The sequence below is a fragment of the Streptomyces sp. NBC_00271 genome (assembly GCF_036178845.1).
Taxonomy (GTDB): domain Bacteria; phylum Actinomycetota; class Actinomycetes; order Streptomycetales; family Streptomycetaceae; genus Streptomyces.
Genome location: NZ_CP108070.1, coordinates 1821309 through 1844372 on the forward strand (window position 1 = coordinate 1821309; position 23064 = coordinate 1844372).

A 23064-nucleotide genomic window follows, 5' to 3' on the forward strand; every position below is an offset into this window, starting at 1 on the left:
GGGACCCAAGATCAGGACAGGAGCGTCTTCTGGCCCGTCAAAGCGGTATTGCAGGGTGTTCACTGGCGTCTCACTCACCCGCCTGACCCTCTCATCTGTCACGACTGCCCCTATGACGAGGGCCAATGCCACGGCGCGTTGGCCCCGACGAAACTCTGTGCGGTGTGCGCGGTGTAGTCAGACTTCGCCGCCCTCGTCCCACCCACATTCAGTACAACGAACTCCCGCGTACATGTCGTCTCGGACGTGATCAACGGCGCTCCAGCCTTCCAACTTCGAACTTGGAGCTCCGCACCGGGGACAGCCAACGATGACGCCGAACCCATGGAAGTACCTGTACTCCAGTCCGGACTCCTCAACCGTCCGCTGCATCGTCTTCACGAGTTCTGCTTGGGAGTCCACACCTACGAGTTCCCGAGCAGCTCGATCGACATCACCGTCAACCACGGAAACCCACATGATCGGCTCAAGGAGCGGCGGAAGCGGGGTGTCGTCGAGGACAACCGGGATGACGCGGAAAGAGTCATCCCGCAGTCGCCGTGTGAGGGCGGCCTCCCACTCTGTGTTCACCCAAGGAGACTTCGAAGAGTTGGCGGACCAGAAGACCATGACGGTGTCTACGAGCCCCAGCGCCTCGTTGACCTTGCCGGGGATTCGATCCCCAGGTCGGATCTTCCATGAATCGAGCCAGACGTCCACGCCTAGCAGCCGCAAGCGGGCGGCAAGTGGCGTCACTTGGGGCTTGTCGCGGTGGTTGTGAGAGATGAAGGCGTGCATGAACACAGCCTCCCACCGAGGGCTCCACCAGATAGGGGAAATCGTCAAACTGACGAGATCGCGCGTCTGGCTCGTTGCCCGCGCAGTCGACCTCACCGTCGGGGACGTGAAGGAACGCGAGTTGGACACCACCCGGCAGGCCAACCGCTGCAGTAGGGCCAGTCCCCCGGCTCGGCCAGTCTGAAGCTGCCAGTGGGTCCAAGAAGTCTTCCAGCGTACCGAGAGGCGCCATCAGAGATCTCCGCACCAGCCTCATGCCGCGAACCCCGGTCTCAAGCAGCCGCAGCCGCTGCACAATCAGGTTCATAGCGTTGCGCCGTTCGGACATCGTCCAGATCGACCACCCCGGAGAGCTGCTCCCGCGCGGAAGGTGTAGATGACGAGTGGCCCACAGCGACGCCTACCACTGGCCGCCTGAGCTTTTGGACCTGCTGATTGAACTGGTGCCCCGGCTCAACCGGAGCAAAGAAGGGGTCCTTGGATTCCTGCGGGGCGCTGGCGTCAGCGAAGACCTGCTCGCGCCCCATCGACACCAGCTCGCCGCGGACAAGTCAGCAGTCAGCAAGTACAAGATCGTTCGTGCCGTGCTCAGCCGGATCAATGAACAGGGCGACGCAGGCTTGGGTGTTCGCAGGGAGATCCTCAAACGAACGATCGAATTCGAGGACTTCTCCACACTGTGGCCGGACGACCGTCTCCCGGCCCAGGGGCTACAAGCAAGCGTGCGACGACTCGTGAACGTCAAGGACTCATTGGGGAAGTATTGATGGTGCGGCCCAATCCACGGGTCGTGACTCCCTCGGTGGGTGTTGGGGGACGGCCTCGTTGCCGTGCCGCGCTCGACGGCCAGTTTGAGTTTTGCCGCCCCTGACACACCGGGGCCCCAGACCGGCGTCAAGGACATGCCCGACCGAGGGCCGAACAATGAGGAACCGGCAGCTGGGTCTCGCCACCTGCGGAGTCAACCGCCAACTCCGACAGAAGGGCTGGGATTGATGTTCGTCGGATGGGACTGGGCCAGCGCCAGCCATGACGTGACCGTCATTGACGACCGCGGCATCGTGATCGACCATTGGGCCTTCCAGCACAGCGAAGACGACTTTGAGACTGCTTTGGCCCGGCTGGCCAGCCACGGCACCCCGGCCGAACTGCCCGTCATCATCGAACGTTCCAGTGGGCTGGTCGTCGACCGCTTGCTCGAGGCCGGACACCCGGTCGTCCCCGTGCACCCCACCGCCTTCCACGCCGCCCGGCCTCGATGGGGCGCCTCCGGCGCCAAGTCCGATCCTGGTGACAGCTACAAACTCGCCGACTACCTGCGAACCGACGGCCACCGCCTGCGCCGCCTCGTGCCTGTCGACAGCGGCCTGCGAGAACTCCAAGCCCTCGTGCGCCTGCGCGACGACCACGTTCGCGCACGCACGGCCGCGGGCAACCAGCTCGGCGCCCTGCTCGAACAGCACTGGCCTGGGCCCAGGAACCTGTTCTGCTCGCTCGTCTCCGACATCGCCCTGAACTTCCTGACCGACTACCCCACCCCGCAGGCGGCCGCCCGACTCGGCGAAGCCCGCATGGCCGCCTTCTGCAAGCGCCATGCCTAACGCGGCGGCAAACCGGCATCCGCACTGCTGGCCCGGCTCCGCTCCGCTCCCGTCGCCCCGGTCAGCCTCCCCACGCCCGTCCTCACCGCGCTCATCACGGCACAAGTCCAGCTCCTGCGCAGTCTGCAGGCCACCATACCCAGCTCGAGACGACCATCAAGAAGTGTCTCGCCAGGCACCCGCGCGCCGTCCTCCTCGCCCGGTTGCCTGGCGTGGGCACCATCAACCTCGCGCAGCTGCTTGCCGAGGTCGGCCCGATCCTCGACCGCGTCGAGTCCGCCGAACAGGCCGCCGCCGAGTGCGGAGCCGCACCGGTGACCAAGGCATCCGGGAAGGCACATGGCGTCTACTTCCGATGGGCCGCCAACACACGTGCCCGCAAGGCCGTCACCGCCTTCGCTCACAACTCCCGCATGCAATCACCCTGGGCCGCCGCCCTCTACGCAAACGCCCGCGCACGCGGGAAACACAACCCCCACGCCACCCGCATCGTCGCCCGCGCGTGGCTCCGCGTCATATGGGCCTGCTGGCACAACGCCACCCCCTACGACCCTGACAACCACCCCGCCACCCAACGCCTCAAAGCCAGCTGACTTGACTCAGAGGACTCAAGCGATATGCCGCCCGCGAGGTCTTCCACCTGGTCAGGACGGTCTCTATCGACCCCCCGTTATAGGGGCGTCTGTGATACGGCGAAGCCCCGCCGGGAACCATCCTGACGGGACCTCTGTGCGGAGCCGTGAGACCACGAGGCCGCGCCGGAGCGCTCCGGCGCGGCCTCGCAGTGAGATCGGCTGCGCTGGCGCGCACGATGCGAAGGGCTCCTGAGCGCCTACGACCAGCCGCCCGAGCGTGATGAACCGGACGAGGAGTAACTCTCCTGGCGAGGTATTCCGGCGGTCACAGCTCCTTCGCGTAGGTGTCCTGGTACGCCGCCCTCCCTCCGAACACGTTGAGGCCGATGTGTCCGCTCGTGTACGTCGTGTCCGTCACGTCGATGATCCGCTCACCGTTGAGGAACACCTGGATGCGGTCGCCCTCGGTGAGGATGCGGACGGGGTAGGTCGTGCCGCGGCGGAGCAGGGCCGGGACGCGGGCGAGGGCGGCGCCGTCGTCGAAGAAGCCGTTGGCCTTGCCGACCAGGCGGATCACGCGTAGGTCGGGGTCGATGTTGAGGCAGTAGGCATCGGTGCCGTCGGAGGAGGCGCGCCAGAGGAGGGAGAGGGCGCCGCCTGTGTCCGGGTCGGGGCCGCCGAGCCGGACCAGGGTGGTGAGGTCGAAGTCCGCCGCCGTGCGGGACGAGATCGCGTTGGAGTCCTTGTCGAAGCTTCCGGCGCGGCCCGCGCTGTCCGTCGACCAGCGGCCGGCGGGGGTGATCGTCAACTTGTCGAGGTCCGAGCGGAATTCACCGCCGGTCGGGGCGGCCACCAGCGGCTTCACCCGATCCACCAGGCGGAAGGTGCTGTCCAGCTTGTGCACCTTGAGCGAGTCGATGTGCGCGGTGCCGCCCTTGGCGTAGAAGGCCATGCCGCTGGCGTCCGGCGTGGGGAAGATCAGGCTGGTCACGGCGGCCCGGCCGTCCGCGCCGAATGCCTCGACCGAGGACGAGTCGACGTACACGTGCAGGGTCACGCGGCCGTCGGTCGTCTTCATCGGCGCGGTCGTGCGGCCCGCGAAGTACTGCGTGAAGTCGCTCAGACCCGATGCCGAGCGGTCCACGAACAGTTCCTGCGCCTCGGCGTCGTATCCGACTGTCGTGTGCTGGTCGTCGTCGGTCCGGAGCCGGAAGCCGATCTCCGTGGCGGTGCCGAGGGTGATCTCGGCCTCGATCTCATAGGCGATGCCAGTGACGCCCGCGAGCGGGTTCGCGGAGTCGGGGCCGACGGCGAGGTCCTTGCGAGTTGTGGTGGACGTGCGCAGCGTGACCAGCTCCGGGACCGGGCGCTGCGCCAGGCGTACGCCGTCGGCGGTGTCCGTGAGGGTCAGTTCGCGGGGGGTGCTCAGCTGGCCGTTCCAGCCGCCGGTCGGGGCGCTGAAGGGGTAGTCCCAGTTGCTCATCCAGCCGAGCCAGACGCGGCGGTCGTCGGGCAGACCGTAGAAGGACATAGCGGCGTAGTAGTCACGGCCGGAGTCGGCGCGCAGGACCGTGCCGGCCTTCTGGTCGGGAGTGAAACCGGTGCCGTTCCACTCACCCGTGAAGTACTGGGCGGCCGAGCCGTTCGTGGCGCGTACGGCACCGGTGCTCAGCGTGAGGACCCACTTCACCTTGTCCTTGTCGCCGTCGACCGGCAGCGGGAAGAAGTCGGGGCACTCCCAGACGCCGGGCGTGGCCCAGTCGCCGTAGCCGAAGGAGCTGACCTGGGTCCAGGTGAGGAGGTCGGCGGAGGTGAAGAAGCGGATGTGGTCGCCGCCGGAGACGACCATCAGCCACTGGTCGTGAGCCTCGTCACGGATGACCTTCGGGTCGCGGAAGGTCCAGCCGGCGTCGGGGCCTCCCGGGTTCTGCACGGCCGGGGTCGAGCCGCCATGCCACTGCCACGAGCGGCCCTTGTCCTTGCTGTAGGCGATGCGCACGCTGGCGTTTCCGCCCGGCTTGTCCGGGTGGTAGCTGGTGTAGTACGCGATCAGGCCCGAGCCGCCGTCGAAGAGGCCGGAGGTGTCGTCGGCGTCGACGATCGCCGAGCCCGACCAGCAGTTGCCGTAGGCGTTCCAGGGCAGGGCGATCGGCAGGGCCTGCCAGTGGACGAGGTCGGTGCTGACCGCGTGCGCCCAGCGGCCCTGGTCCTGGTGGAAGAGGTGGTATTCGCCGTCGTAGTAGACCAGGCCGTTGGGGTCGCTGGTGGAGCCGGTGAGCTGGGAGTAGTGGTACGTGGGGCGGTACGGCTCGGTGAAGTAGTCGGCGGTGCTGCGGATCTCGACGTTCTGAAAGTACGACGCCCCGTGCGCGGCCGCGGTGCCGACGGTGGCGCCCGTGGTTCGGGATATGCGGGTCTTGAGCGCCCGTACGCCGTCCAGGTACACCTCGATCGTCCTGCTCGTCGCTCGGGCCTCGACGCGATAGGTGCCGCCGGACGCGATGCGCCGGACCGGGCCGGAGGCGGAGGCGAGGCGGGCGCCGGAGGAGCGGTCCAGCAGGACGACGGCGTTGCGGCCGGCTTCCAGGCGGGCTTCGTAGCCGCCGGAGCCGTTCGCGGACGCGCGCAGGACGAGACCGGCAGAGGAGGAGGGGCCGCCGGGTGTGATGTCGGCTCTCGCCACCAGGTCGCCGTCGGTGAAGGGGGTCGTGCGCAGGCCGTTCTCGCCGCGGATGCCGCGCAGGTCGGGGGTCCAGGTGCCGGAGCGGGCCGTCCAGCCCTGGAGGCCGGTGGCGAGGTCGGCCGCGGCGATGTTCTCGAAGGACACCGCTCCGGCCGATGCCGTGACGGCGAGTCGGCCTTTGGTGTGGGTGGAGTCCTGGGCGGTGATGACGGGGCTGTAGCCGTCGGGAGAGAGGAAGTTGGTCTGCCAGTGCACGCGCAGTTCGTCGTGTTCGGCTTCGATGCGCAGGCGGTAGACCGTGTCGGCCTTGATGGTGGTCGCGTAGGTGCTGAGCGTGACGTTGCCGTCGATGCGGTAGAGCCTCAGCGTGCCCTGGTCCGCGTCGACTTGGACGCCGTAGCCGAGCGTGGCCGTGGCGTCGGTGCGCACCAGCAGTGAGGCGATGGCGGAGGCGTCGTGCAGGAGCAGGTCGGCCTGGAGCGCGGTGTCGTAGGTCTTGGTCGTGGTGATGGCGCGGGCGGTGGCTTTCTGGGTTGGGGCCGCGCGCCAGCCCAGCGGACTCGCCGTCCAGGTGCCGCCGCTCGTGGTCCAGCCGGTGAGGTTGGTGGTGACTGAGGAGAGGGAGGGCGGGCCGAAGGTGACCGTGCCGCCCTGGGCGAGCAGGCCCACCGAGCCGGTGTCGTGGCGGTGGGCCTCGATGTGGAGGAGCCGCTTGCCGTCGACATGCACCGTCAGCTCGGATCCGTCGACTGCCACTTCGAGGTCATAGGGTCTTGCGGTCCGCGCGCCCGGCAGCGGCGCGGTGGCGAGTGTGTCGCCGCCGGCCAGGTCGTAGAGCCGTATGCGGGCGCGGCCGGGGTCGAGGGCGACCGCGTATCCGGTCGAGCCGTCCAGGGCTGCCCGGAACACCAACGCGCCTACGGCGGAGGAGGAATGGGCCGTGACGCGGGCCGCGTACGTGCCCTTGGCCGCGAGTTGCTGCTCGGACAGGGCGAGGGCGGGCCCGCGACGGCCGGCGGTCGCCTTCTGGCCGCCGTCGGAGGTGCGGGTCCAGGTGCCGGTGACGGGGATGGGGTCGGGAATCGGGGTGGCGGCGGGCGTCGCTCCGGCGTCGCTCGGGGCGGCCTGTGCTGCGGGGAGGATGCCTCCGAGAGGCAGCAGGGTGGCGGCGGTTCCTCCGGCGAGCAGGAGGGTACGGCGGGACACGCTCATGGCAGCTCCTGAGGAGAGCAGGGGAGGGTGGGCCACGGCCCGGGGGGACGTCCACCCCGCGGGCCGTGGCCGTGTGTAAGACCGTCACGGCCAGAGCGGCCGGGGTCCGTTGGTGAAGGCCGACGCCATCTGCCAGGCGTCGAACCGCTCCAGGGCCACCTCGCCGTCGGCGCCGATACCGACGCCTACGGCCTCGTCCGGGCGGGTGGGGTAGATGCGGGCGGTGAGGGCACGCCCGTTGGCGAAGACCTCCAGTGCGGAGTGGTCGACGAGGACGCGCAGGTCGACCCGCCCGTCAGTGCCCAACGGCAGTTCGCCGTAACGGGGTTCGGTGTCGACCGTCGGGTCGAGGCTGCTGGTCTCGCGGTGCAGGCGGAGGGTGCCGCCCGTTCCGTCCTGCGCCCTGCTCACCTCCACGACCGTGCGTTCCGCGCCGTCCGGTGTCTCGCGGATCACGAGCCGGGCGGTCGCTCCGGGAGCGAGACGCAGGGTCGTCTCGATGTCCAGCTGGTCCCCGCGCACGGCGGGCAGCCGGGTGTACCGGTCGGCCTGCCGGCCCGGAGCCACCTCTACGCGCTCCCGCCGCAGCTCGGTCAGCTCCGGCGCCGGGGCCTGATGCAGGCCGCCGTCCGTGGCGAGCGTGACGACCCTCGGCAGGGACATCACGCCGCACCAGCCGACCTGCGCGTTCGCCTCGTCCGTCCGTCCCTCCTGGAGCCAGCCGAACATGATGCGGCGGCCGTGCTCGTCGCGAGTGGACTGGGGGGCGTAGAAGTAGCGTCCGCCGTAGTCGAGGCGGTGGAGGGCGGTCGGGTTGAAGGTGTCGCCCTGGTAGCGGCCGGTCCAGTACAGGGGGTGGTGGGTGGTGCCCTCGTCCCAGGCGGAGAAGACCAGGACGTCGGTGCTGTCGGCCTCCTCGTCCTCGCCGAGCCGGAAGAGGTCGACGCACTCCCACATCGTGCCGGTCCAGTCGAGCTCGCCCTGGTTCTGCGAGGCGTCGCCGGTCAGCAGGGGGCCGACGTAGCGCCAGCTGCGCAGGTCGTCGGATTCGTACAGGAAGGCCGTTCCGCCGACGCCCCGGATGCCCGAGCCCACCAGCTGGCGCCACACCTGGCCCTCCCGCCAGACGCAGTGGTCGCGGAAGGCCGTGATGTCGACGCCCTCGGGCGGGGCGGTGATGACCGGGTTGGCCTGGTCTTTGGTCCAGTACCGCAGGTCGGCCGATCCCCTGGCCACGCAGGGGAGTTCGTGGTCTCCGTGCCTGCCCGAGTAGACGAGCGTCGGCACTCCCCCGTCGTCCACCAGGACACCGGACCAACAGCCATCGCGGTCCGGGCCGTCCGAGCCTGGCATCAGGGCGACTGGCTCATCGGCCCAGTACACGAGGTCGGTACTGGTGGCGTGGCCCCAGTGGATGCGGTGGTGGGCGGCGGCGAGCGGGTTGTACTGGTAGAAGAGGTGGTAGACGCCGTTCCAGTGACTCAGCCCGTTGGGGTCGTTGAGCCAGCCGCCGGGCGAGGTGAAGTGGAAGCGGGGGCGGTGGGGGTCGCGCAGGGCGCGTTCAGCCAGCCCCTCGGCGACGGGAGTGCCGGAGGGGAGGGTGAGGTCGTGGGTCATGCGGCGGTGGTCTCCGCTTTCTCGGTGTCGTCGGTGGCCTCGTCGTCCGGCCGGTCGGTGGCCTTGAGGACGCGGCGGGCGATGTCGGAGGCGGGTGCGCGCAGGTGGCAGCGCACCCAGTGGGGTTGTCCGTCGTTCTCGCCGACGATGTGGCGGACGGGTTCGGTGCGGCTGCACGCGCCGTCGTCGCCGTAGGGGCAGGACGTGGGGTTGAGGATCGCCTCGCGGAGCCTGGCGCGCTCGACGGGGTCGTAGCTGCCGGCCCGTTCGGGGTCGGGTACGGCGGACAGCAGCAGGCGGGTGTAGGGGTGGGCGGGGGCGTCCATGACGGCCAGTGCGTCGCCGCCCTCGACGAGTTCGCCGGCGAACATGACCATCGTGGTGTCCGCGAGGTAGCGGGCGGAGCCCAGGTCGTGGGTGATGTAGAGCATGGCGATGTTCCGCTCGTCGCGCAGGCGCCGCATCAGGTTGAGCACGCCGACGCGCACGGAGACGTCCAGCATCGACGTCGGTTCGTCGGCCAGGATGAGGCGCGGTTCCACCGCCAACGCGCGAGCGATGGAGACACGCTGACGCTGGCCGCCGGAGAGTTCGTGCGGGTAGGACTGGAGCATGTCCTCGGTCAGGCCGACCGTTTCTATCAGCTCGCGCAGCGCCTCTGGTGTGGCGGAGTGGCCGTGCAGGACGAGGGCCCGGGTGAGGAAGTGCTCGATGCGGTGGACGGGGTTGAGTGAGCCGAAGGGGTCCTGGAAGACCATCTGGACCTTGCGGCGGTACGCCCGTGATGCCCGGCGCGGCTCGGTGCGCAGGATGTCCTGGCCGTCGAGCAGTACCTGTCCGGCGGAGGGCTGTTCGAGGCGGGCGAGGCAGCGGGCGATGGTGGACTTGCCGCTGCCGGACTCGCCGACCAGGGCGGTGATCCGGCCGGCCGGCAGGTCGAAGGACACGTCGTTGACGGCACGGACGCGGCGCCGGGAGAAGACGGTGCCGACCTGGAAGTCCTTGGTCAGACCGCGTACGGACAGCAGGGGCTGGGTCATCGCGGGGCTCCCTGGGCACTCTGGGCCACCCACCGGCCGGGGGCGATCTCGCGCAGGTCGGGGATGTTCATGGAGCAGTCCGAGCGGTCCTCGGGACAGCGGACGTGGAAGCCGCAACTGTCGGCGGTGCGGGGGGCGTCGAAGAGGCCGGTGAGCTCTTGGCGCGGGCCTGTCAGCGGCGGGAAGGCGTTCATCAACGCTTCGGTGTAGGGGTGGAGCGGCCCCGCGAACAGATCCTTGGCGTCGGCGAGTTCGACGATCCGTCCGCCGTACATCACGCCCATGCGGTCCGAGAGCTCGATCATCAGGGACATGTCGTGGGTGATGAAGAGGATGGAGAAGCCCAGCTCCCGCTGGAGGTCGCGGATCTGCGCCATGATCTCCTGCTGCACGACCACGTCGAGCGCGGTGGTCGGCTCGTCCATGATCAGCAGCCGGGGGTGGAGTGCGACGGCCATGGCGATGACCACGCGCTGGCGCATGCCGCCGGAGAGCTGGTGCGGGTACGCCTTCAGCCTTCCCGGGTCGATGCCGACCAGCTGAAGCAGCTCGCCGGCCCGCTCCCGCGCGAGCCGCTTCTTCAGCTTCTCGTGGGTGGTGAAGATGTCGACGATCTGCTCGCCGATGGTCAGGACGGGGTTGAGGGAGTTCATCGCCGACTGGAAGACCATGGCGATCTCCCGCCACCGGAAGGCGCGCAGCTCCCGTGGGTCCAGGCCGAGGACGTCCCTGCCCTGGAAGCGGATGCTGCCGGCGGTGATCTCCGCCGGGGGCTTCAGCAGCCGCATCACGGCGTTGGCGATGGTCGATTTGCCGCAGCCGGACTCCCCGGCGAGGCCGAAGATCTCTCCGGCGCCGATGGAGAAGGAGACGTCGTCGGCGCCCACGACGGTGCGTCCGTCGCCGCGGTATTCGACGCGCAGGCCGTTCACCTCAAGTACGGGTTCCATGGCTCAGCCCCTCCTCTCACGTCGGGCACGGCGGTTGCGCAGCCTCGGGTTGGTGATCTCGTCGACCGCGTAGTTGACCAGCGCGAGCGCGAAGGCGACGAGCGCGATGCACAGTCCGGAGGGCACGAAGGCCCACCACGTGCCGGTCATCAGCGCGCCGTCGTTGCTGGCCCAGTACAGGTTGGTGCCCCAGCTGACGACGCTGCTGTCGCCGAGGCCGAGGAACTCCAGGCCGGCCTGGGCGCCGATGCCGAAGATCACGCAGCCGAGCAGCGTGGTCATCACCACGGACGCCATGTTGGGCAGGATCTCGAGGAACATGATCCGCAGCGGGCGCTCCCCGGTGACGACGGCCGCGGCCACGAAGTCCTTGCCCCGGATCGACTTGGCCTGCGCCCGCAGGACCCGGGCCGAGCCCGCCCAGCCGGTGACGACGAGCACCAGGATCACGGTGGAGGTCCCGGGCGGCAGGAACGCGGCCAGGATGATGAGCAGCGGCAGGCCAGGCAGCAGCAGGAAGACGTTGGTGACCAGGGTCAGCGCGTCGTCGACGATGCGGCCGAAGTACGCGGCGGCGAGGCCGACGACGATGGCGACGCCCGTCGCCACGAGCCCCACGGTGAACCCGACGAAGAGCGAACTGCGCGCACCCCACAGGGTGAGGGCGAGCACATCCTGACCCTTGGCGGTCGTACCGAGCCAGTGTGCGGCCGAGGGGGCCTGACTGCCCGTGGAGTTGATGAGCGACGGGTCGCCCGGTGCGAGGACGGGTGCGAGCAGGGCCAGCAGCGCGAAGACGGCGAGCAGGATCAGACCGGTCAACGCCTTCTTGCTGTCGATGAGCTGGCGCACCAGTCCGCGTCGGCGGGAGGTGCGTGCGGGGGTGGTCGGCGTGGTGGCCGTCGCGATCTCGATGGCGGTCATGTCGGCAGCCCCCTTCAGCGGACGCGGACGCGCGGGTCGAGGCGGACGTAGACGAGGTCGACGAGGAAGTTCGCGATCAGCACCGCCGCCGTGATCGTCAGGAAGATGCCCTGCATCAGCGGGTAGTCCAGGCCCTGGACGGCCATCAGCAGCTGGTAGCCGATGCCGGGGTAGGCGAACACGACCTCGGTGAGCAGCGCGCCGCCGACGACGAAGCCGAGCGCCATGCCGAAGTTGGTGACGGAGGGGAGCAGCGCGTTGCGGGCGGCGTAGCGGAACATGATCCGCGAGGGGCTGAGCCCCTTCGCCTCGGCCATGGTGATGTAGTCCTCGGCCGCAGTGGCGATCATGGTGTTGCGCATGCCGAGCATCCAGCCGCCGATGGAGACCAGCACGATGGTCAGCGCGGGCAGCACCAGGTGGGTGGCGACGTTGGAGAGGAATTCGCCGTTGAAGCCGGGGGTCAGTCCGACGTCGTAGGCGTGCCGCATGGGGAACCAGCCGAGGCTCACCCCGAACAGGTACAGCGCGCCCATGGCCAGCCAGAAGTAGGGGAACGAGCCGACGAAGATCAGCAGGGGCGGGAAGGCGGAGTCGAGGACGCCGCCGCGCCGCCAGGCGGCGACGATGCCGAGCAGGTTGCCGAGCACGGCCGCGATGACGAGCGCGACGCCACCGAGGAGCAGGGTCCAGCCGATCTGCGAGCCGATCACGTCGGTGACCGGGGTGGGGAAGCGGGTGATGGAGATGCCGAGGTCGCCGGTGAAGACGCTCTTGATGTAGCTGAGGTACTGCTCCCACAGGGGGCGGTGGTCGAGGCCGAAGAGTTTCCGCAACTGGGCTATCTGGTCGGGCTGCATCGTGCCCTGGGCCTGCGCGAACATCCGGGAGACCGGGTCGCCCGGCATGAAGCGCGGGAGCACGAAGTTCAGGGTGAGGGAGGCCCAGAAGGCGAGCAGATAGAACCCCAGGTTGCGCAGGATGAGACGCACGGGTCGTGCTCCTGTCGTAGGGGGTGCGGGGGTGCGGTGGGGAGCGGCCGTCCGGGGAGGAGGACGGCCGCCGATCCGTGCGTCAGCTCTTGACGGGCTTCAGCGAGGTGAGCACGAGGATCGTGCTGCCGTTGCGGTTGCCGAGGGTGGCGTACGGGTTCTCTTCGGTGGGCCAGCCGGTGAAGCGGGCGTCCGTGTACGCGCCCCACTCGGGGCCGGTGAACAGCGGGACGACGGGCGCGTCCTTGTTGTACAGCTCCTGCAGGCCGTTCGTCTGCTCGCGCTGCGTCTTCTCGTCCGTGGCGGCGGCGAAGGCGTCGATGAGCTTGTCGGCCTTCTTGTCGCCGAAGCGGTGGTAGTTCTCCGTGGCCTGCTTGCCGACCGGCTGCACCATCTTGGTCGACATCACGCCGCGGTAGTACTCGTACGGGGTGGCGCCGTTGTTGCTCCACACGATGCCGGTGTCGAAGGTGCCGGTGTTGTACGAGGACGAGACCGCCGACCAGTCGGGCGTCTTCACGGTGGCGGTGATGCCGACCTTCGCCAGGTCCTGCTTGATGATGTTGGCGACGGAGATCCAGTCGGAGGAGGCGGAGCCGACGGAGATGTCGAGGGTGAAGTTCTTGCCGTTCTTCAGCTTCCGCTTGCCGCCGCTCTCCTTGTAGCCGGCCGCGTCGAGGGCCTTGGCTGCCGCGTCGGTGTCGTACTTCGTCCAGGTACAGGAGGCGGCCAGCGACGTGTCACGCCACTTGTCGTAGGTGTGGGCCAGGCCCGTGCAGTCGGCGGGTTCGGCGTAGCCGTTCATCGCGACCTTGGTGATCTGGTCGCGGTCGACGGTCATGCTGAGCGCCTTGCGCGCGGCCGGGTCGTTGAACGGCGCCTTGGTGGTGTTCAGCTGCCAGTTGATCATGGCGCCGGTGGCCGGGAACCAGTAGTGGTTGTGCTTCTTGTCCTTGGCGACGAAGGACTTCTCGATGTCCGGGATGAACGACTGCGTCCAGTCCACCTCGCCGTTGGTGAAGGCGATGTTGGCGCTGTCGTTGCCGGAGAAGGCGAGCATCTGGATGCCGGCGATCTGCTGCTTGTCCGGCTGCCAGTAGTCGGGGTTCTTGCGCAGCTCGTACGACTGGCTCTGGAACTTCTCGATCTTGGTGTACGGGCCGGTGCCGACCGGGTTCGGGTTGGTGAACTTCGCCGGGTCCTTCACCTTGGACCAGATGTGCTTCGGCAGGATGTAGTGGCCGCTGATCTCGTAGAAGGCGGTCGAGAACACCTTGTTGAAGGAGAACTTCACCGTGTGGGCGTCGACCGCGGTGACCTTGTCGAGGTAGTCGAAGCCACCGAGCACCTTCTTCTGGAGCTCGAAGGTGTAGACGACGTCGTCGGCGGTGAGCGCCTGGCCGTCCGACCACTTGACGCCGTCGCGCAGCGTGAAGGTGAGGGACTTGCCGTCCTTGGCCTGCTCCCACTTGGTGGCCAGCCACGGCGTGTCCTTGGCATCCGCCATGCTGTGTACTGCCAACGGCTCGTAGACCGCCTGGAGGGTCATGGGGGCGGCCTGCGGGGAGAGCGGATTGAAATTGCGCGTGAACGTCGCCAGATCCTCGCGCGGGATGGTGAGCAGCTGGTTGCCAGACGTGTCACCGACGCCGGCGGCGCCCGAGCCACCCGTACAGGCGGACAGGACCAGGGCTGCGGCGGCGGTCGCGGTGACCGCTCTCAGGGCGGGCCGAAGCCGCCGCGGGGCGATGGAGGGTGCCATAATGGAGACTCTTTTCCTCTCTTCAACACACAGGACGAAGACGGGATGGGATTCCTCGGCGGACTGATTCGCAGTCAGACCGACGAGCGTTCGAGCAGCGGGCAGTCGATCGTCACCCGGTGGGTGTCGAGCGGCTGCCCCGCTGCGAGAGCGGCGAGCATGTCGACGCCCTTGGTGCCCATGGCTTCGAAGGGCAGGGCGAGCGTAGTCAGCTTCGGCCGCAGATAGGCGGCGATGAGTTCCTGGTTGTCGAACCCCACCACGGCCACGTCGTGCGGGATGCGCAGTCCACGTTCCTTGATCGCGTCGTACGCACCCATCGCCATCCGGTCGTTGCCGCAGAACAGAGCGGTCGGCCGGTCGGCGGCCGGACGGTCCAGCAGTTCGCAGGCGGCGGTGTAGGCGCCGTCCGCGGTGGCCCAGCCGGGGATGACGAGGGAGGGGTCGGGGGTGATCCCGGCCTCGCGCAGGGCACGTTCGTACCCGTCGCGCCTGCCGATGGCGGCCGGGATCGCCGGGTCGAGGTTGATGAACCCGATGCGGGTGTGACCGGCGTCCAGGAGCCGGCGGGTCGCCTTGTGTCCACCGGACACCTCGTCGGGCAGGATGCACGGCAGCTCTCCTGCCGCGTCGTAGCAGTTCACGAGCACCGTCGGCACCTCGCGGGCGGCCTTGGGCAGGCTGACGGCCCGGTGCCAGGTCGTGGCGTACAGCAGCCCTTCCACGCGGTGCTCCAGCATCTGGTCGAGCGCGGCGGCCTCCTGCACGGGATCGCCCTCGCTCGCGGCGATCAGCAGGAACCTCCGGTCACCCCAGGCGCGGCTCTGCGCGCCCGTGATCACCTCCGCCGCGAAGGGGCCGGTCACGATCTCGGTGATCAGACCGAACCAGCCGCTGCGGTTGGCGGCCAGCGCCCGCGCCCCGGCGTTGGGCCGGTAGCCGAGCTCGTCGATCGCCTCCAGGATCCGCCGACGGGTCTCGTCAGGGATGGCGGCGCCGGGCTTGTCGTTGAGGACGAAGGAGACTGTGGTCCGCGAGACACCCGCGCGTTGAGCCACATCGCTCATGGTCACGCGCTGCGTCTTGTTCGTGGCCACTTTCAGTCCCCTTCGGTCGGTGGAGGTGCGCTGTGGCTCCTCCGGTTTCGCGCTTTAATAACGCGCGTTACTTCAGTGTTGCTGGGAAGTTACGGCCGCCTTATGCGGCATGTCAATACATCGCCGGTAACGAAGAGGGATGGAAACCAGACGCCTCCTCGGTGCCAGCGACATCGCGCGAGACGGCCAAGGTCACGGCATGGCTGTGACTCACCGGCGAGCGCGCCGAGGGATGCGGCTCAGGGTCGCTTGGTGAACACGTCGACGCGCTCGGGGTCGCGCTCCATGACGGGATCGAGGATCTCGTCGACGCGCTTGACCAACGCGTTGTCCAGCGTGACGTCCGCCGCCTTGGCGTTCTCAGCGATCTGCTCGGGGCGGGATGCTCCGACGATGGCCGCGGAGACATTCGTGTTGCGCAGCACCCACGCCAGGCTCAGGGTCGCCAGCGACATGTCAGCTTCGGCAGCGAGCGGAACCAGTTCCTGGACCCGGGCGAGGACCTCGTCGCGCAGCCATCCGGCCACCGCGTCGCTGCCACCGTTCGTGTCGGTGCCACGGGACCCGGACGGCGGTTGCGCTCCCGGCTTGTACTTGCCGGTCAGTACGCCCTGGGCGAGCGGGGACCACACGATCTGGCCGATGCCCAGCTCCTGGCAGACGGGGACGATCTCCGGCTCGATCACACGCCACAGCAGGGAGTACTGCGGCTGGTTGGAGACCAGACGGATCTTCAGCTCCCGGGCCAGCTGCGCCGCGGCCCTGATCTCTTGCGGCTTCCACTCCGAGACGCCGATGTAGTGCGCCTTGCCCGAGTGGACGACATCGGCCAGGGCCTCCATCGTCTCCTCGAGTGGAGTGGCGTAGTCGTAGCGGTGAGCCTGGTAGAGGTCCACGTAGTCCGTGCCCAGGCGGCGCAGCGAGCCGTTGATCGACTCCATGATGTGCTTGCGGGACAGGCCGCGGTCGTTCTTGCCCGGGCCGGTCGGGAAGTAGACCTTGGTGCAGATCTCGACACCCTCACGGCGCACGCCCTTGAGGGCGGCGCCCAGTGCCTCCTCCGCCCGGGTCTCCGCGTACACGTCGGCGGTGTCGAAGGTGGTGATGCCGGCGTCGAGAGCGGCGCGTACACAGGCCGTGGCCGCGTCCTGATCGACCTGCGAGCCATGGGTGACCCAGTTCCCGTAGGCGATGGCGCTGACCAGCATGCCGCTGCCGCCCAGATGGCGATGCTCCATGCTCGGTGTTCCTTTCTGGAGACGTAGGAGACCGTGGCCAGCGAGGCACCCGCACCCTCACTCATGACCACACGGCGTGTCTCGCCCGTGGCTACTTCTCGTGTCCTGTAAGCCACAGGAGGCGCGACATGGCCTCTAGTTTCGCGCTTTAATAACGCGCGTTAGTGGTAGGTTGCCAGGAAGTTACGGGCGTTTCGCACGGCATGTCAATACCTAGGCATGGGCTGCATTAGGCCACCGTGCGGTGTCCCTTCGCCCGTACGTACGCCCGGGCCGCCTGGCACCGGCCACCAAAGCCCATGCGCGGACCGCGGCAGTCCCGCGCGCTTTCCCAGAGAGGCAGACCGTCCCATGGCTCGACTCGAGTCCCCCAGCGGTGTCACCGTCCTCGGTGAGTGCGTCGCCGACGCCTTCACCGACCCCGCCCTGTCCGGCCCGAGCGAACTCGCCCTGCGCGCCCTGCCCGGTGGCGGCCCCGCCAACACCGCCGTCGCCCTTGCCCGGCTCGGTACTCCCACGCGCTTCCTCGGGCGGCTCTCCCACGACGTCTTCGGCACGCTCTTCCGCAGCCGCCTCAGCGACTCCGGCGTCGACCTGAGCGGCAGCGTGACCGCCCCCGAGCCCAGCACCCTCGCCGTCGCCACCCTCGACGAGACCGGCCAGGCCACCTACACCTTCCACGCCGACAGCACCGCCGACTGGCAGTGGACCGCCGACGAACTCTCCGCCACCCAACACGACGGCACCGTCTGCCTGCACACCGGCTCCCTGGCACTGATACGCCAACCCGGCGGCAGCCGCATCGAGGACCACCTCGCCAAGGCACACGAGCACGTCACCGTGTCCATCGACCCCAACGTCCGACCCCTGCTCGTACCGCCCTCCGCCTACCGCGAACGGCTCCCACGCTGGTGTGCCCTCGCCGACATCCTCCGCCTCAGCGAGGACGACCTCGCCCTGCTCCTCCCTGGCGCCAGCCCTGAAGAGGCTTGCGACACCTGGCACGCCGCCGGCGCACGCCTCGTCGTCATCACCCTCGGCTCACGCGGCGCGCTCGCTTCCCTCGACGGCCTTCGCGTCACCGTCCCGGCTCCGGCCGTCAACGTCGTCGACACCGTCGGCGCCGGCGACTCCTTCACCGCGGGCCTGCTGCACCGACTCGCCGCACTTGGCCACCTGGGCGGGCGGCTCGACCGGCTGAGCCTCCAAGACGTCACCGAAGCCTGCGCCTTCGCCGCCCGCGTCGCAGCCCTGACCTGTTCCGTCGCCGGCGCGAACCCGCCCCGGGCAGGCGAACCGTCACTGAAGACCGGCATCGAACGGCTACTGCCACATGCCTGAACGCGGCATACCTGTTCCCGCCGCGATGACTGCGGGAACGGGCGTCCTTCCATCCGTCGCTCGGAACAACCGGACGGGCCGTCGCCCTGCCAGACGTTACGGCTCGGTACGCGATAGCCAGGGATCTCCGCCGGATGCGAGGGTCCCGGCGATCCTGTGAGACTGCCGACATGACTGGCATGATCGTGGTCAGTGACTACGCCCCCCGATGGTCCGAGCGGTTCGAGGAACTGCGGCAGCGATTGGCACCTCACGTCGCGGATCTGGCTGTGTCCATCGAGCATGTCGGCAGTACGGCCGCGCCCGGGTGCGCCGCCAAACCGATCATCGACCTCGACATTGTGGTGTCCGAGGAGGGGCCTTCCCCCGTGAAGGTGGGCACGCGGTTATTGATCACGCGGCGAGCGTGAGTTTAGCGGTGTGGTGTCGGTGTTCGTATTCGTTGGGGCTGAGGTGGCCGTTGGCGGAGTGCCGGCGGCGGGTGTTGTAGCGGGTCAGCCAGGCGAAGACGGTCCGGCGGCAGGTGGCGGCGTCACCATAGTCGTGGGCGCCCTGGAGGGTCTCGCGTTTCAGGGAGGCGTGGAAGCTTTCGCAGGCCGCGTTGTCGGCGCTGGTGCCGACCGCGCCCATCGAGCGGGTGACCCCGAGCTGGTCGCAGAGGCCGGCGAAGGCCCGGGATCCGTATTGGGCCCCGTGGTCGGAGTGGAACACGGCGCCGTCGAGGCGGCCGCGGGTCGAGGCTGCCATCCGTAGCGCGTCGGCGACCAGGCCGGTGCGCATGTGGTCGGCGATGGACCAGCCGACGACCTTGCGGCTGAAGCAGTCCAGCACGGTCGCGAGATAGAGGAACTCCCCGCCGGCGAGCGGGAGATACGTGATGTCGCCCATGTACTTCCGTCCCGGATCGGCGGCGGTGAAGTCCCGCTGGAAGAGGTCCGCAACCGGTGAGGCTGCCGGGTCCGGGACGGTGGTGCGCACGCGTCTGCGCAGGCGGATGCCGGTGATCGAGAACGTCCGCATGATCCGGGCGACCCGCTTTTCGTTGACCCGCCGTCCTTTCTCGCGGAGCCCGGCGGTCACTCGCGGGGAGCCGTAGGCGCCGCCGGACTCGCCGTGGATCTCGCGGATCTCCTCGGCCAGGATCCGGTCCTTGTGCTGCCGGGCGGCCCGGGCCTCGGCGCCGGCGAGCCACTTGTAGTAGCTGGACCGGTTCACGTCCAGGACGTGGCAGAGCCGCTTCACCTCGTAGGTGTCCCGGTGGTCGTCGACGAACTGGAAGCGGCTCCTCACCAGTTCGTCTCTCTGGCGAAATACTTGGCCGCCTTGCGGAGGATGTCCCGCTCGGTCGCGAGCTTCCGCTCACTCGCCTCGAGCTCGGCCACCCGGGCCTCCAACTGCCGGATCCGCTCGTCCGGAGCGTCGGAGGGCACCGCCGACCCCGGTTGGACGGCCGGCTTTGCAGCCGTGGCGGTGACACCGCGGCGTTCGCGGTCCCGCAGCACCCACTCGCGCAGGGTCGCCCGGTTGACGCCCAGGCCGGCGGCGATGCTCTTGCAGGTCGCCCCGGGTGTGGACTCGTACAGGGCCACGGCATCGGCCTTGAACTCGTCCGAGTAGTCCTTCATCGCCATCGGCGGTGTTCTCGCTTCCTCCGGATCAAGCAGATCCAGTATCAGCGTGTCCACCACTCAGGGGAGGCCCCAAGGCCGGGTAGTTAACGTTTTCGCAGGTCACGCAAGGGGAGTTGGTGACCACACTGTGGCGGCGTAGAGGCCGGGGCCGAGCTTGTGGATGAGTCCGCTGGCGGCCCAGCGGTTCAGTTGTCTATACATGGTTTCCAGGGTGACGTCGCCGAAGTGAGTCGCGATGTCGCGGGGTTGCCAGAGGCGGGTGGGGTCTTCCTGGAGCAGGGCCAGGATTCGGTGTCGGCGGCGCTTGCCGGGGGCGGTGTGCCGATCATCCCTGGAGGCGGTCGGCAGCGAGGGCAGCGGATCGGAGGGTTCGAGGATGGTGACGTCGAGGTCGGTGACGGTGCGGCTGGCATCGGGCCGGCCGTCGCTGTCGCATCGCCCGTTGTAGCGGGAGGTCGGTGTTTTGACCTTGCGGGTACTCACCCGCTGTCGCCGGGGCGGGAGCAGGCCGGACAGGATCCGGCGTCCGATGAGACCGACCGGTTCGACGGTCGTGGTGACGACGTCGGCGGCCTGGATGACCTGGTCACGGGCGGCCTGGACAGCGATGGTGAAGCCGCAGCGATCGGGGTCGGTGCCAGGGACGGACTCGGCGGCGTCGACCATGACGGTCCGCAGTGCCTGGTAGAGCGTAAGGAGCGACTACATCTCCTGCTCGATGCCGATGGGGTCGCCCGAGCGCAACAGGCGCCCGTTCATGATCGTGTGGCGGAGCGCGTAATACGCTGATTCGTGCTCCCACCGCTGATGGTAGAGATCCACCAACACGGCCGCCGGGAAGCGGCGGGCATCGGTCAGGGTCGTGGCCAGCCGGTAAGAGCCGGTGAAGACAGAGCCGTCGGTGCAGGTCACGGTGATCTGCGCATCGATGACCCGCACCCGCACGGTGCCGATGACTGACAGATAGGAGCCGTCGACGAGTCGAGTGAGAACCGGTGTGCGCCGGTTGCTGCGGAGCCGTCCAAGGAACTGGGCGCCGGTGCTGGTGACGGCGGAGAGGAAGGCGTTGCCGTCGAATCCCCTGTCCCAGAGCACCAGCATGTCCGGCCTCAATAGGTGCAGCAGGCGGCCCGCGTAGCTCGTCTCGCCCTCGGCCGTCGGGCCGAACACCGCACCGAGCAGGCCCCGGGTGCCGGTCTCGACCAGCGTCATCAACTCCAGCGTCGGATAGCCGTGATGAGACGTTCTCCCCAGCCAGGCCCGGTTCCGATCGGAGTCGGAGACCCTCTGCGAACTGCAGCCGTCGAAGGACACCGTCCGGTAGGGCCCGAACCGCACTCCCGGCGTCGTCGGCCGGGCCAACGGCCCGGCCAGTACGTCGAACAACGCCCGAACCGGCGCGCTGCCGAGTCTCCGGCGCAGGTCACGCAACGCCTTCGCCGACGGGCAGACCACCGGTACCCCGGACAGACCAGCCGTCAGCTTGTCCCAGACGAGCCGATAGCCGACCTCGGGGAACAAGCACATCACGAGCAGGAAGTAGACCCCCACCCGCGAGGGCAGATCACGCAGCCGCCGCTGCACGGTCCTCGTCTCCGACAAGACCGCGTCAACGAGCTCGAACGGCACGATCGCCGTCAGCTCTCCCAGATGCCCGGGAGCGAACCGGCCCCCGGCCACGGTGACCGTACGCGTGATGGCCGTCAGCGCAGACGGCAGGACACAATGACGGGGCAACGGAGCTCCTTCGGGACAAGCTGTCTTGGTCGACTGCCTGTACCAACGAGCTCCGTTGCTCTGCGTCGGGAATCCTTCAACTCCCTTGTGTGACCTGGAAAACGTCAACTACCCGGCCTTGGGTCAGGGCCCCCCTACGGTCCGGGCAAGAAGAGCGCCCTGCCCTTGATGGAGATCGTCCACGACACGATCCGCGAGGACCTCGGCGACGAATTCCCGAAGCTCACCATCGAGGTCATCGGCCGCCGCCGGGCCGTACTCGTCCGGTTCGGCGACCCGGTCACGCCTGGACAGGCCGACTTCACGGCGGACGTGATGACCGCGATCCCGCACCCATCGGGCCGTGGGCTGTACATCCCGAACACGAAGATCGCGGACCAGTGGGACCGTGCCGACCCTGTCACCCACACCCGGATGGTGCTCCAGGCCATCGACGACACCAACGTCGTCTTCGCCCGCGTCGTCCGGCTTCTGAAGCACTGGAACGGCACCCACAGCAAGCCCATGTGCTCCTGGAACATCAAGGCCCTCTGCCTCGACTGCCTCGACGAGCCCATGCCGCTGATCAACGCGCTACAGGTCTTCTTCACCCACGCGGCGGACGAGGTCGACATGGGCCCGACACCCGACCCAGCCGGTGTGGCCGGCCCGATCCCTCTCAACATGCCGCGCGCCGACGTGCACAAGCGGCTCTGCACGGCCCGGAAGCACATCGACCTCGCGATCGAACACGAGAAGGGCGGACGCCCGCTCAGCGCGCAGCACGTGCTGCACCAGGCCCTCCCAGAACTCGTGCCCGACGCGGACGGCACGCAGGAGGAAGCCGATCGTCTCGCGAGGACCGTCCGCTCGGGCGGTACGGCCGCCACTGGACTCGGGCTCGCTACCGGACTCGTCACCCCCACCCGCGCCTGGGGAGACTGAGGCCATGCTGGCCTGGTACGGGGCCCAGCCCATCTGGTGGGCCCCACTCGAACGGGACGCCCGGCAACACTTCGGTGACGCCCTCCGCCACACCTACCGTCGCGACTCACTGACGTACGAACTCACCGGACTCGACGTCATAGGCGAACCCGACCCGGTCGACGTCCGAATCCGGTTCTACGAGGATCCGCCCTACTCCACCTACGGCCAGAAGCCGGAGGACTTCCCTCGGGTCCGCGCCAGGCCCGGAGCCCTCTCGAAACACCGGTACTCGTTCGACGACGCCCTCTGCCTCTGGTATCCGCTCGACCCGGCAGAGCAGCGGTGGACAAGTTCCAAAGGGCTTCTGGACCTCATCGAGATTGTTCGCACACACTTGTTCCTCGAACACTACTGGCGGCTCACCGGCGGTGAGCAGGGCGGCCATTGGCTGATGGAGGATGCCCCTCACGGCATCCCGGGGAGCGACGTGTGCAGGTCTTCTCGGCGGCACAAACGACGGACAGCAGCTGGACGTGGGCCCAGACCGCTGGGCTGATCGTCCCGTGCATCGCCCTTTTCGGCGCCTTCCTGACCTACGCCCTCAACCAACGGGCCGTACGAAGGGAACACCGGGCCAAGACCTTCGCCGAAGCGCTGACGGCGGTCGAGGAATACTTGGAGATGCCGTACCGCATACGGCGCCGCCCCGAGTCCTCGTCCGCCATACGACAGCAACTCACCGACGAGGCCAGTAGTCTGCTGGCACGAATGGCCTTCCACCAGGCATGGCTCCAGATCGAGGCCACAACCGTCGCGGGCCCTTACGCAACCCTCGTGGCCACGGCACGAGCGGAAGCTGGCGCGCAAATGAGCCTCGCCTGGCAGCAGCCACCGATCGGCACAGACAGCGGCATGAACCTTGGAGTCCCGTACCCTCGGGACCGATCGAACGCGGCCCGAGCTAGGCGTCGAAGTGATGCG

General features: G+C 68.6%; 20 protein-coding genes. 7 read left to right on the top strand and 13 right to left on the bottom strand.

The genetic code is table 11. From position 1 onward, the window contains the following. Window positions 1–177: 177 nt before the first annotated feature. Window positions 178–777: a toll/interleukin-1 receptor domain-containing protein gene (locus OG798_RS08705; RefSeq protein ID WP_267060873.1), complete on the bottom strand. Its 600-nt coding sequence runs from the start codon at window positions 775–777 to the stop codon at window positions 178–180. Window positions 778–1160: 383 nt separating this feature from the next. Here OG798_RS08705 and OG798_RS08710 point away from each other — a divergent pair, with 383 nt between their 5' ends. The 3 genes from OG798_RS08710 to OG798_RS08720 all read left to right on the top strand — a co-directional run bounded on the left by OG798_RS08710 (window position 1161) and on the right by OG798_RS08720 (window position 2971). Beyond that, window positions 1161–1544, top strand: coding sequence for a hypothetical protein (locus OG798_RS08710; RefSeq protein ID WP_267060874.1), 384 nt, complete (start codon window positions 1161–1163; stop codon window positions 1542–1544). A 228-nt stretch (window positions 1545–1772) separates the two neighbouring features. Beyond that, window positions 1773–2378 (top strand): IS110 family transposase, encoded by a 606-nt coding sequence (locus OG798_RS08715; protein WP_328756740.1) that lies wholly within the window; start codon window positions 1773–1775, stop codon window positions 2376–2378. A 203-nt stretch (window positions 2379–2581) separates the two neighbouring features. After that, window positions 2582–2971, top strand: a complete 390-nt coding sequence (locus OG798_RS08720) for a transposase (RefSeq protein ID WP_443053725.1) — start codon at window positions 2582–2584, stop codon at window positions 2969–2971. 307 nt (window positions 2972–3278) lie between these two features. On the opposite strand, the gene OG798_RS08725 is transcribed toward OG798_RS08720, so the two are convergent. The 9 genes from OG798_RS08725 to OG798_RS08765 form a co-directional block, all read right to left on the bottom strand. Then, window positions 3279–6848, bottom strand: a complete 3570-nt coding sequence (locus OG798_RS08725; RefSeq protein ID WP_328756742.1) for a GH32 C-terminal domain-containing protein — start codon at window positions 6846–6848, stop codon at window positions 3279–3281. A gap of 84 nt (window positions 6849–6932) precedes the next feature. Continuing rightward, entirely contained in the window at window positions 6933–8465 is a 1533-nt protein-coding gene (locus OG798_RS08730) for a glycoside hydrolase family 32 protein (RefSeq protein ID WP_267060877.1), read from the bottom strand. After that, window positions 8462–9505 carry an ATP-binding cassette domain-containing protein gene (locus tag OG798_RS08735; protein ID WP_267060878.1) on the bottom strand — a complete coding sequence of 348 codons (1044 nt, stop codon included), beginning with the start codon at window positions 9503–9505 and terminating at the stop codon, window positions 8462–8464. The genes OG798_RS08730 and OG798_RS08735 overlap by 4 nt, the downstream gene beginning before the upstream one ends. Then, a complete protein-coding gene (locus tag OG798_RS08740) occupies window positions 9502–10455 on the bottom strand; it encodes an ABC transporter ATP-binding protein (protein WP_328756743.1) in 954 nt (317 codons plus the stop codon). The genes OG798_RS08735 and OG798_RS08740 overlap by 4 nt, the downstream gene beginning before the upstream one ends. Before the next feature lie 3 nt (window positions 10456–10458). Further along, window positions 10459–11379 (bottom strand): ABC transporter permease, encoded by a 921-nt coding sequence (locus OG798_RS08745; RefSeq protein WP_067385377.1) that lies wholly within the window; start codon window positions 11377–11379, stop codon window positions 10459–10461. A 14-nt stretch (window positions 11380–11393) separates the two neighbouring features. After that, the gene (locus OG798_RS08750) at window positions 11394–12371 is read right to left on the bottom strand and encodes an ABC transporter permease (RefSeq protein ID WP_093595270.1); all 978 of its coding nucleotides are present in this window, start codon (window positions 12369–12371) and stop codon (window positions 11394–11396) included. Window positions 12372–12453: 82 nt separating this feature from the next. After that, window positions 12454–14133 carry an ABC transporter substrate-binding protein gene (locus tag OG798_RS08755; RefSeq protein ID WP_267060880.1) on the bottom strand — a complete coding sequence of 560 codons (1680 nt, stop codon included), beginning with the start codon at window positions 14131–14133 and terminating at the stop codon, window positions 12454–12456. A 74-nt stretch (window positions 14134–14207) separates the two neighbouring features. Then, the gene (locus tag OG798_RS08760; protein ID WP_267060881.1) at window positions 14208–15230 is read right to left on the bottom strand and encodes a LacI family DNA-binding transcriptional regulator; all 1023 of its coding nucleotides are present in this window, start codon (window positions 15228–15230) and stop codon (window positions 14208–14210) included. A 239-nt stretch (window positions 15231–15469) separates the two neighbouring features. Beyond that, window positions 15470–16468 carry an aldo/keto reductase family protein gene (locus tag OG798_RS08765; protein ID WP_328756744.1) on the bottom strand — a complete coding sequence of 333 codons (999 nt, stop codon included), beginning with the start codon at window positions 16466–16468 and terminating at the stop codon, window positions 15470–15472. 351 nt (window positions 16469–16819) lie between these two features. Between OG798_RS08765 and OG798_RS08770 the strand changes: the two genes are divergently transcribed. Then, entirely contained in the window at window positions 16820–17809 is a 990-nt protein-coding gene (locus OG798_RS08770; protein ID WP_168500014.1) for a carbohydrate kinase family protein, read from the top strand. A 170-nt stretch (window positions 17810–17979) separates the two neighbouring features. After that, on the top strand, window positions 17980–18219 hold the full coding sequence (locus tag OG798_RS08775; protein ID WP_267060883.1) for a GrpB family protein: 240 nt from the start codon (window positions 17980–17982) through the stop codon (window positions 18217–18219). Here the strand turns inward: OG798_RS08775 and OG798_RS08780 are convergent. The 3 genes from OG798_RS08780 to OG798_RS08790 form a co-directional block, all read right to left on the bottom strand. Next, a protein-coding gene (locus tag OG798_RS08780; protein ID WP_328760004.1) for an IS3 family transposase occupies window positions 18203–19440 on the bottom strand; the annotation gives its coding sequence in 2 pieces (ribosomal slippage) (window positions 18203–19113 and window positions 19113–19440; 1239 coding nt in all). The two genes, OG798_RS08775 and OG798_RS08780, sit on opposite strands and share 17 nt — an antisense overlap. Before the next feature lie 99 nt (window positions 19441–19539). Then, window positions 19540–20106, bottom strand: a complete 567-nt coding sequence (locus OG798_RS08785; protein WP_328756745.1) for a hypothetical protein — start codon at window positions 20104–20106, stop codon at window positions 19540–19542. A 36-nt stretch (window positions 20107–20142) separates the two neighbouring features. After that, the gene (locus OG798_RS08790; RefSeq protein WP_328756746.1) at window positions 20143–21177 is read right to left on the bottom strand and encodes a transposase domain-containing protein; all 1035 of its coding nucleotides are present in this window, start codon (window positions 21175–21177) and stop codon (window positions 20143–20145) included. Window positions 21178–21342: 165 nt separating this feature from the next. On the opposite strand from OG798_RS08790, the gene OG798_RS08795 reads away from it, so the two are divergent. Beyond that, a complete protein-coding gene (locus OG798_RS08795; RefSeq protein ID WP_328756747.1) occupies window positions 21343–22101 on the top strand; it encodes a hypothetical protein in 759 nt (252 codons plus the stop codon). Between the two features lie 4 nt (window positions 22102–22105). Beyond that, window positions 22106–22639 (top strand): hypothetical protein, encoded by a 534-nt coding sequence (locus OG798_RS08800; RefSeq protein WP_267060888.1) that lies wholly within the window; start codon window positions 22106–22108, stop codon window positions 22637–22639. The last annotated feature ends 425 nt before the right edge of the window (window positions 22640–23064 follow it).